Genomic DNA, 6,141 nt, shown 5'->3' with positions numbered 1-6,141 from the left:
GCCGCAGTACACGTTGCCGCCCGCATAGGGATAGTTGCCCGCCACGGAGCCCAGCATGACGATGTGACCGCGGTTGCGCGCCACCATGCCGGGCAGAATGGCCCGCGTGGCGTAGAGCAGGCCCTTGATGTTGGTGTCGACCATGGCGTCCCAGTCGTCGAGGTCGCATTCCTGCGCGGGGTCGAGGCCGAGGGCCGCGCCGGCGTTGTTCAGCAGCACGTCGACGTCGCTCCACTCGCCGGGCAGGTTGCTCAGAGTTTCCATGACGGCGCTTCTGTCGCGCATGTCGAGGGGAAGGGGCAGGAAGGCGTCGCCGAGTTCCTGATGCAGGGCGTCGAGGCGGTCCGCCCGGCGGCCTGTGCCGGCGACGTGCCAGCCTTCGGCGGCGAACAGGCGTGCGGTGGCAAGGCCGAAGCCCGAGGTTGCGCCGGTGATGAGTATGTGCTTGGACATGGAACACTCCTTGCTTGGATGAATGAATGGGGACACGATAGCCGTTTTGAAAGGGCAAGGCAACCGGATGCGGAGGGAAGAGACGCTTCTGGAACGCGGGCGGGAGGCTGGTCAGCCGAGGGAGAGCGTATCGTGCCTTTGCCGCACGGCGGTGTTGGGAACGGAACATGCCCCGCAAAAGCGGGGTGCAGGGGCGGAGGCTGCACGCCCCGGCGACGGGCGCATGACGTGCGGACGAGAGAAGGGGAGATGCTGCGGAAGCGCCGATGCGGATGCCCGTTCCGCCTGCCGGACAGACGCTTGACTACGGCTTTTCGCATTATTAAAAAAGAGGGCTCCGCCGTAAGACGGAGAAATTTCACAGCAAAGAGATGATTGTCATGGACAGCAGCAAAAACCATGATACGACCCTCGCCGATCTGGAAAGGGTCGAACAGGAAAAACGGGAACAGGAACGTCTTGCCGCCGAAGAGGCCGCTCTTGCCGACGCCGCCAAGAAGAAGGCCGCCGTGTCTTCGGTGCTCTGGTCGGCGATGCTTACCATCATCAAGCTCATTGCGGGCATATCCACCAACAGCCTCGGTCTGCTTTCCGAGGCGCTGCACAGCACGCTCGACTTCGTGGCCGCAGGCATCACCTGCCTTGCGGTCCGCATATCCTCGCAGCCCGCAGACGAGCGGCATCCCTACGGACACGGCAAGGCCGAAAGTCTTGCCGCTCTGGCCGAAACGGTGCTCCTTCTCGTGACGTGTGCGTGGATCATCATTGAGGCCGTGGAGCGCCTTTTCTTTGCCGCCGGTCCCGTGGAGCCTTCGTGGTGGGCCTTCGGCGTGATCATCATTTCTCTTGTCGTGGACATAAGCCGTTCCGCCATGCTGCGCAAAGTGGCCAGAGAGCACAAGTCGCAAGCGCTTGAGGCCGATGCCATGCACTTTACCACGGACATATGGTCTTCTGCCGTGGTTCTCATCGGTCTCACCTGCGTGTGGCTCGCCTCATTCGTCGATCATGAGTCCGTGCTCTACCAGGCCCTTACCAAGGCCGACGCCGTGGCCGCGCTCGGCGTGGCTGCCATTGTGCTCGTGGTGAGCTGGAACATGGCCCGCAACGCCGTGCTCACCCTCATGGACGGCGGCATGAGCGAACAGGCCCGCCGCGTGCGTGCCGCGCTTGCCGCCAACGCCCCCGCCTACGCGGCCCGCAGCGTGCGCGTGCGCGAAAGCGGCGCAAGGCATTTTGTGGAACTCGTGGTGTCCGTGCCTTCCGATCTGCGCGTGGACATGGCGCACGAAATTTCCACCATGCTCGAAAACGTGGTGCGCGGCGTGCTGCCCGATGCCGAAACCACGGTGCATATGGAGCCGGAAGACGAAAATCACCGCGACTTCTACGCCACCTCCTATCGTCTGGCCTCCCTGCACGGACTCATGATCCACAATCTTCGCCTTGTTACCCAGGACGACGGCATGCACGTGGAAGTGCACATTGAACTTCCCGACGACATGCCTCTGGCCGAAGCCCACAAAAAGGTGACGGACTATGAAACGGATCTTCGCCGTCGCGTGGGTGCGGTGTACGTGGTGTCGCACATGGAGCCCAGGGGCAGCCGCTCGCATTCCGACGTCGAGCCCATGAGCCTTGAGCTGACGAAAAGAGTCGTGGACAGGGCGCTTCATGATTCTTCTCTGAGCGAACCTCATCATCTGCACGTGTATACCGGCGATGAAGGCACGACCGTGACCTTCCACTGCCGTTCCGATGCGGCCACCGTGGGCGAAGGGCATGCGCTCGCCACGCGCCTTGAGGACGAAATACGCACCGCGCTGCCCGGCGTGGGGCAGATCGTCATTCACGTGGAACCTCAGCCCGCCAGATAACGCCGTGCCTTCCTTTCTGCGCCATATCCGCGGGCCGTACCTCGGCGTGCTCATGCTGCTTGTGTCCATAACCTCCACGCAGCTCGGCACCTCCGAGGCCAAGTTCCTCATGAGGAAGGTGGGGCCGGAAGTCACCGTGGCTCTGCGCCTTGCCTGCGCCACGCTTCTGCTTTTCATTGCGCTGCGTCCGTGGCGGCATCTGCCGCGGCGGGAGGAGTGGAAAAGCGTGCTCGTGTACGGCGTGGCCATCGCCTTCATGAACGGCTGCTTCTACCAGGCCATTGCCCGCATCCCGCAGGGGCTGGCCGTGGCCGTGGAGTTTTCCGGGCCGCTCATCGTGGCCGTGTGCTCCTCGCGCCGATGGACGGACTATGCCGGCGTGGCGCTGGCCGTGGCCGGTCTTCTGCTCATTCTGCCGTGGTCGGGACTCGACTCCGGGCTGGATCTGACGGGGTTCGCCTTTGCGCTGGCTGCCGCCGCGGGCTGGGCCGGGTACATCGTGTTCGGTCGACGCGCAGGCGGCGGAGGCGTGTGCGCGGCTGCGTGGGGCATGCTGGCCGGTACCCTGGTGGCCGTGCCCTGGGCCGTGATGGCGGACGGACTGCTCCTTTTCCGGCCCGACGTCATTGCAGACGTGCTGCCTCTGGCCTTTGCCGTGGGCTTTCTGGCCTCCGCGCTGCCCTACGGCCTTGAAATCGTGGCGCTGCGCATCGTGCCGCCGCAGGCTTACGGCGTGCTCATGAGTCTTGAACCTGCCGCCGCCGCGCTGTTCGGCTTTCTCATTCTGGGCGAGGTGCTTTCGGCAAGGCAGTGGTGCGCGCTTGCCCTTGTCATTGCCGCCTCGCTGCTCGTCATGCGGAAGGCAAAGGACGCGTAACGGCCCGCATACGGGCGCTTCTGCGGAAGCATGAAGCGTTCGTCTTCCAAAGATCGACGCTTTTCCGTTTTCCCGCTCGCAGGAAGAGGCGGACGCGGACCTTTCGGCATCCTTCCGCCGCAGGGTGCGGAGAGGCCGGGAGGCAGGTCGGGCGTACGCATAAGTGCCGTGTTCGGCGGCGTTTTTGCGAGGCGTGAGTCTGGACCGGCACGGCGCTCGATCAGGCGCAGAAGAGGCGCGAAATTAGCGACGCGATCGTGCCTGCTTTTTGGGGAAACTGAGGCGATGCCGCGCCGTGCCGGTGGACACAGTCCGTCATGCGGCGGCCTGCGGCATATCGTGAAGAAATGCTGCGAAATCGCATTTACTATGACAAAGACCGGCCTTCCGAAAGAAGACCGGTCTTTGTTGTATCCCGCGCCGGAAGAAAATGAGGCAGGCTCACGTTCTTTTCGGCGCGGCGTCGTTATTTAGCGCAGGTTGTTGGCCTTGAGGTATTCCACGAGCAGATCCGGGAAGTCGGAGAACATGCCGTCGACCTTGAGCTGCTTGAAGGACACGTCGAGCACTTCGTTGAAGTCCTTGAAGCCCTTGGGCAGGGAGTCCTTGCGCAGAGTCCAGGAGTGCAGCTTCATGCCGTTTTCGCGGGCGAGGTCGCCGAGGTTGGAAAGCGTGTACCCCTTGCCGTCGGCCGTGGGCACGGCGAGCAGGTTGAAGTTGGGAGCGTAGATGGTGGCGTACTTGGCCACTTCCTTGATGCCTTCAGGCGTGGTCAGCCACTTGTGGCGGGCCTTGTCGTCCTTGGCGCCCTGGCCGCCGGCGGTAACCAGCATGCAGAGCTCGCCCTTCCAGCCGAGTTCACGGGCGCGGACCACGGCTTCATAGTCGAAGATCTGCAGGATGGCCTTGCTGTCCGGGCTGTTGTAGCCGAACTTGGTCATGGTGTCGATGGTGGCCTTGAGAATGTCCAGACCCTGAGCGGTGAAGAAGTCAGGTTCCTTCACTTCCACATACACGCTCACGTCCTTGCCGGTGGACTTGTTCAGTCCCTGCACCTGATAGAACTCTTCTTCAAGAGAGGGGATCTGATAGGCGATGGGGGAATCGGGGAAACGGTCGGCGAACACGGCCTTGCCGGTCTTGGGATCGAAGCGTTCGGTCACGCGCAGGCTGCGCAGTTCGTCGAAGGTGAAGTCGCAGGCGTAGTAGCGGCCGTTTTCACGATGGCGATCGGGGAACTTCTTGGCCACGTCGGTGGTGGTATCCACGAGAATGTCGTGCATGACCACAAGCTTGCCGTCCTTGGTCATGACCACGTCCTGTTCCACATAGTCCACGCCCATGGCGTAGGCCATGGCTTTGGCGGGCAGGGTATGTTCGGGCAGATAGCCGCTCGCGCCGCGATGGGCGGCGACGTCGGGACGATAGTCGGCGGCACTGGCCGAGAGAGGAAGCAGAAGGGACAGAGCGAGGGCAGGGGCAAGAAGCACTTTACGCATGAATACTCTCCTGTTGCAGCGTGAACCGGACGATGGCACAACGGCGATTCGTAGCCGGATTGACGCTCCTATAACATATCACGCGCGTTACGTCCAGCCGGAATGACCGTTTGAGGCGAGGCGTACAGGGCATAAAAAGGTTTTTACGGTGTTTTGCGGCAGTTAGAGCCTGAAAAAAAAGATGCGTCATAGAAGAAGAGGGCGGAAGGCGGCAGATTGTTGCAGAAACATGCAGAGCAGGTTGCAGGCAGGAACATGCATGGTCGCTCGATTGCGAGGCTGCCCGGAAAGCGAGGGCGCGCCCACGGCATGATCCGGAAAAGGAGGGACGGGGCTTTTTGACGTGTGACGCAGGGCGGGGAGGAAGAAAAGCAGGAGAACGGGCGGTCGGAAGACGCAGACTTCGGGGAAAACGGCGGCGCCTGTCCATGCCGTTTCGGACGTGCGGGAATGCGCGTTGCAGCGCTGCGGCGGAACGGGCGCACGGCCGGGAGAGGCGCAGGCAAAGGCGCACGTTCCCCAAAGGCCGGAAAAAAGGGGCGGCAGGGGCGCACGTTCGGCGTCGGGGCATGAAAAAAGGGGCGGAATGCCGCCCCTTCGGGAATGCGGAGTGCTGCTCCGCGTCTTATTTTGCCATGCGCTTTTTCCACGCCACGGACAGAATGCCGTCGAGTATGGTCCACGGATTGGGCGGACAGCCCGGAACGTACACGTCCACGCATCCCTTGGGAAGCACGGATTCCACCCCGCCGCAGCCTTCGCGGCTGCCTCGGAACGTGCCGCCGGAAATGGCGCACGCGCCCACGGCAATGACGATCTTCGGTTCCGGCACGGCCTGCCAGGCGTCGAGCAGCGCCTTTTTCATGTTTTCCGTCACCGGGCCGGTAACGAGCAGGCCGTCGGCATGACGGGGAGAGGCCGCGTATTCGATGCCGAAGCGTCCGAGGTCGTAGATGAGCGTGCCGAGCACGTTCACGTCCGCCTCGCAGGCCATGCAGCCGCCCGCGCTCACCTCGCGCAGCTTGAGCGAGCGGGAAAAGAGCGACAGGTCGCGCTTCTGTTCGCCCCGGGCCTGACGTATGCCGGGCTGGTCGATGGTTTCCGGCGCTCTTCCGCGCACGATGAGCGCTTCGCGGGTGTAGGCGGCAAGCCGGTGCTCATGGGTAAAGGTGATCTTGCCTTCCGGACAGGCGGATTCGCAGGCGCGGCAGAACAGGCAGCGGCCCATGTCGAGTTCCGGCCCTTCGGGGGAGATGTGCAGGGCCCCCGTGGGACATACGGATTCGCAGGCGCGGCTTTTGCAGCCCTTGCAGGAAGTGGGCTCAAGGGAGGGGAGACCTGCGAAGCGCGGGCTTATGGAAGGAGACGCAAAGGGATAGTTCAGGGTGCGGTAGCCCTGGTGCAGGCGTTCTCTGATGATGTTCAGCATGGCACA

5 protein-coding genes are annotated in these 6,141 nt (G+C 63.1%); 2 read left to right on the top strand and 3 right to left on the bottom strand.

Annotated features, from left to right (window positions below; genetic code table 11):
- Positions 1 to 453, bottom strand: a 453-nt coding sequence (locus tag Q0J81_RS05030; RefSeq protein WP_294446365.1) for an SDR family NAD(P)-dependent oxidoreductase, incomplete at its 3' end; no start/stop codon positions are given.
- A gap of 380 nt (positions 454 to 833) precedes the next feature.
- On the opposite strand from Q0J81_RS05030, the gene Q0J81_RS05025 reads away from it, so the two are divergent.
- Together Q0J81_RS05025 and Q0J81_RS05020 are read left to right on the top strand one after the other, a co-directional pair.
- Positions 834 to 2,330 (top strand): cation diffusion facilitator family transporter, encoded by a 1,497-nt coding sequence (locus Q0J81_RS05025; protein ID WP_294446364.1) that lies wholly within the window; start codon positions 834 to 836, stop codon positions 2,328 to 2,330.
- 4 nt (positions 2,331 to 2,334) lie between these two features.
- Complete coding sequence (locus Q0J81_RS05020) at positions 2,335 to 3,207, top strand: EamA family transporter (protein ID WP_294446363.1); 873 nt, start codon at positions 2,335 to 2,337, stop codon at positions 3,205 to 3,207.
- Positions 3,208 to 3,677: 470 nt separating this feature from the next.
- Here Q0J81_RS05020 and glpQ read toward each other — a convergent pair whose 3' ends face one another.
- Complete coding sequence (glpQ, locus tag Q0J81_RS05015) at positions 3,678 to 4,706, bottom strand: glycerophosphodiester phosphodiesterase (protein ID WP_294446362.1); 1,029 nt, start codon at positions 4,704 to 4,706, stop codon at positions 3,678 to 3,680.
- Positions 4,707 to 5,331: 625 nt separating this feature from the next.
- Complete coding sequence (locus tag Q0J81_RS05010) at positions 5,332 to 6,135, bottom strand: 4Fe-4S dicluster domain-containing protein (protein WP_294446361.1); 804 nt, start codon at positions 6,133 to 6,135, stop codon at positions 5,332 to 5,334.
- Between the last annotated feature and the right edge of the window lie 6 nt (positions 6,136 to 6,141).

It is taken from the genome of uncultured Mailhella sp. (assembly GCF_944324575.1).
In the GTDB taxonomy this organism is placed as follows: domain Bacteria; phylum Desulfobacterota; class Desulfovibrionia; order Desulfovibrionales; family Desulfovibrionaceae; genus Mailhella.
Note: the sequence above shows the minus strand (reverse complement) of the source record. Positions and strands in the feature narration are given on the sequence as shown.

Bases quoted from the DNA above. Each gene is read 5' to 3' on its own strand.
- Q0J81_RS05010 (WP_294446361.1), bottom strand. From the start codon at position 6,135: ATGCTGAACATCATCAGAGAACGCCTGCACCAGGGCTACCGCACCCTG.
- Q0J81_RS05025 (WP_294446364.1), top strand. From the start codon at position 834: ATGGACAGCAGCAAAAACCATGATACGACCCTCGCCGATCTGGAAAGG.
- glpQ (WP_294446362.1), bottom strand. From the start codon at position 4,706: ATGCGTAAAGTGCTTCTTGCCCCTGCCCTCGCTCTGTCCCTTCTGCTT.